Source organism: Komagataeibacter kakiaceti JCM 25156 (genome assembly GCF_000613305.1).
The window spans coordinates 1-2,913 of sequence record NZ_BAIO01000304.1; the positions used below are offsets into that span (position 1 = coordinate 1).

2 protein-coding genes and 2 pseudogenes are annotated in these 2,913 nt (G+C 64.4%); 2 read left to right on the top strand and 2 right to left on the bottom strand.

Translation table 11 applies throughout. From position 1 onward, the window contains the following. On the bottom strand, window positions 1-200 hold a 200-nt coding region (locus JCM25156_RS24210), incomplete at its 3' end, for a hypothetical protein (protein WP_034959678.1). Between the two features lie 424 nt (window positions 201-624). Beyond that, window positions 625-783, bottom strand: coding sequence for a hypothetical protein (locus tag JCM25156_RS29455; RefSeq protein ID WP_159104991.1), 159 nt, complete (start codon window positions 781-783; stop codon window positions 625-627). A 57-nt stretch (window positions 784-840) separates the two neighbouring features. Between JCM25156_RS29455 and JCM25156_RS24215 the strand changes: the two are divergent. Both JCM25156_RS24215 and JCM25156_RS12750 read left to right on the top strand, forming a co-directional pair. Further along, window positions 841-2,304: pseudogene (locus JCM25156_RS24215) on the top strand (phosphomannomutase). A gap of 135 nt (window positions 2,305-2,439) precedes the next feature. Next, window positions 2,440-2,913 (top strand): annotated as a pseudogene (locus tag JCM25156_RS12750) (LTA synthase family protein); the annotation flags it as partial.

Consider the following 2,913-nt stretch of genomic DNA (forward strand, 5'->3'; position numbering starts at 1 on the left):
CCGAGCGCCCCCTGCCCACCGGCGGCATGTTCCCCGCCCGCGCATACCAGCACCGGCCGTGTCAGGGGCGCGGGGGGATGCCAGAACGCGCCACCTATCCGCCGCGTCACGACCAGATCGGCAATTTCCGACCAGCCCGGTTCAGGCGTTACCGGATCGGTGGGCGTGTAATCGGCGCGGAAAGTGGAAAGGGCGCGCATCCGTTCCCGCAGCGGGGGGGGTCTCAATAGGGGAAGTCTATCGGCAGTTCTCAATAATTCTGTTCCATCCGGCGCGTCTGCCTGCCTTCCGACCTGTCGGCACAACTGTTCCGTAATCACGTTGTCCGGGTAAAACCTGTTTTATTATATGTCCGTCACGAACGGAAAGAGAAGGGTGCGCCATCTGCTTTTTTTGCATTGCGCACGAGACGAGCCGGTAGCCCTGACCATGAAAATGCGGCATTAACGCCAAAGTTGATATGCGGTGGCAGGTAATACTGACAAAGTTTTATGACAATATGTTGCAAACTACACCACGTAATTGAACCTGTTTAATGATGATTTAACGGCCCGCTTCCTGCCCGCCCCCATGGACACCTGAAAAAAACACGAAACGCTCGGGAAGGCCGGAGCGTATGACCGTTCATTCCAGCCAGCGGGTTTCCCGCGCCGTTACCACGGGTGCGCCCGTATCGGCGTTCATGACGGTATTGAGGAAATATCCCGCCCCGCCCCACAACCCAGCCCTGCCTTTCCTGTTGGTTTCCCACGGGTGCCCGTTGCGGGAAAATCCGTAAAACATCCATTTTGAACAGCAGCAGAATTGCGAGACAAAAATCCCATGAAAATAGCCCAGTGGATGCAGCAGTCAGGCGTGGCCTTTGGAACCAGCGGCGCGCGCGGCCTTGTCAGCGCAATGAAGGATTCGGTCTGCTTCGCCTATACGGTGGGCTATCTCGAACATCTCGCGCGGCTTGGGGAATTCGCCCCCGGCACGCAGGTCGCCATAGCGGGGGATCTGCGGCCCAGCACGCCGCGCATCATCCGCGCCTGTGTCGCCGCCATCCGGTACATGAAGGGGAAGCCGGTTTTCTGCGGTTTCGTTCCTACGCCAGCACTCTGCCTTCATGCCTTCGCGCGCGGCATCCCCTCGCTCATGGTCACGGGCAGCCATATCCCGGCGGATCGCAACGGCATCAAATTCAACCGCGCGCATGGCGAATTCCTCAAAGCCGATGAGGCGGCGATGCGCGAATGCGATGTCACCCTGCCCGATGGATATTTCGACGCCACGGGGGCGCTCATGGCCCCGGTGGCGCTGCCCGATGTCACGGATGTCGGTCCCGCCTTCGTCGCGCGGTACCGCGATTTCTTTGGCCCCGACGCCTGTCGGGCCTGACACTGGGCGTCTACCAGCATTCCGCCGTGGGGCGCGACATGCTGGTGGACATCATCGAGGCGCTGGGCGGCAGGGCCGTGCCGCTGGGCCGGACGGACAGTTTCACACCCGTCGATACCGAGGCCGTGCGCCCTGAAGACACGGCCCTTGCGCGCGAATGGGCCGCCGATGGCACGCTGGACGCCATTTTGACAACCGATGGGGATTCCGACCGCCCGCTTCTGGCCGACCGGGCCGGGAACTGGCTGCGTGGGGATGTGCTGGGCATCCTTGCCGCCCGCGCGCTGGGCGCCGCCGCCGTCACCACGCCGGTCAGCAGCAACACGGCGCTGGAACAGGCCGGATTCGCGAAAACCGTCCACCGCACCCGCATCGGCTCCCCCTTCGTCGTCTCCGCCATGACGGAGGCCGCGCGGGCAGGGGATGTACTCGGTCGGGTTCGAGGCCAATGGCGGCTTCCTGTTGGCCAGCGACGTGGAACATGACGGGCGCACGCTGGCCGCCCTGCCCACGCGCGATTCCGTCCTGCCCATGATCTGCGCGCTTGTGGCCGCGCACGCGCGGGAGGGGGGGCTGGACGCACTCGTCAACACCCTGCCCCGGCGCTTTACGCTGAGCGACCGCCTGGTGGACATGCCGACCGCGCAAAGTCAGGCGCAGATTGCCCGACTGGCCGAAAACCCGGCCGATGGCGCGGCCACGCTGGGCTTTACCCAGTCCTGCGGCGCGCTTTCACACGTGGATGAAACAGATGGCCTGCGCATGACCTTCGATACGGGAGAGATCATCCATCTCCGCCCTTCGGGCAACGCGCCGGAACTGCGCGTCTATGTCGAGGCCGACAGCCCCCGCCGCGCGGCGGAACTGCTGCAGACAGGCATGGACGCCATCAGCGTCTGGCGGCACGCCCCGGTTCCGGTCTAGACCCCTTCCCTCCCCCGCGCGCGCTCGGCGCTCGACCCATTTTACCGGGCGGAATATGGTGCCAGCATGGGATTTGCGTCAGACCTAGGGTTATCCATCGCCGTTTTCGCGGTGGCGTTGTGCATCACGTGCTTCATGGAACACCTGACCCGCCCGGTGGGGCGCGGGTTCTGGTCCCGTCCCCGGCTGGTTCTGCATGGTCTGGTCATGGGCGGGCTGTTTGGCTGGTGCGCGCTGCTCTCGGGTTCGGTCTGGCTGTCCGCCAGCGTGATGGTGCTGGGGATCCTGATCGCGGTCATCGCCTCCAACATCAAGTTCTCCCTGCTGGGGGAGCCGCTGCTGTTCAGTGATGTGGTGGTGGCGCAGAGTTTCCTGCGCAATCCGAAATTCTACCTGTTTTCCGTGCCCCTGCCCGCGCGCGTGGCGGTGGTGGCCATCGTGCTGCTGCTGCCGGCGCTGTTCATCCATGTCGCGTGTCAGGGCCTGCATGCGGGCATACGGCTGTCCGGCGCGCTCATGGCCATGGGATCGTTTGCTGGCCTGCGGATGGTGCCCCGCGCCCGCTGGGCGCCCGTTCCCGACGCCTGGCGGACATTACCCGCCTGGGCC

What these genes read in the sequence shown, in the direction of transcription:
- JCM25156_RS29455 (WP_159104991.1), bottom strand. Translation starts at nt 783, where the DNA reads ATGTTTTACGGATTTTCCCGCAACGGGCACCCGTGGGAAACCAACAGG.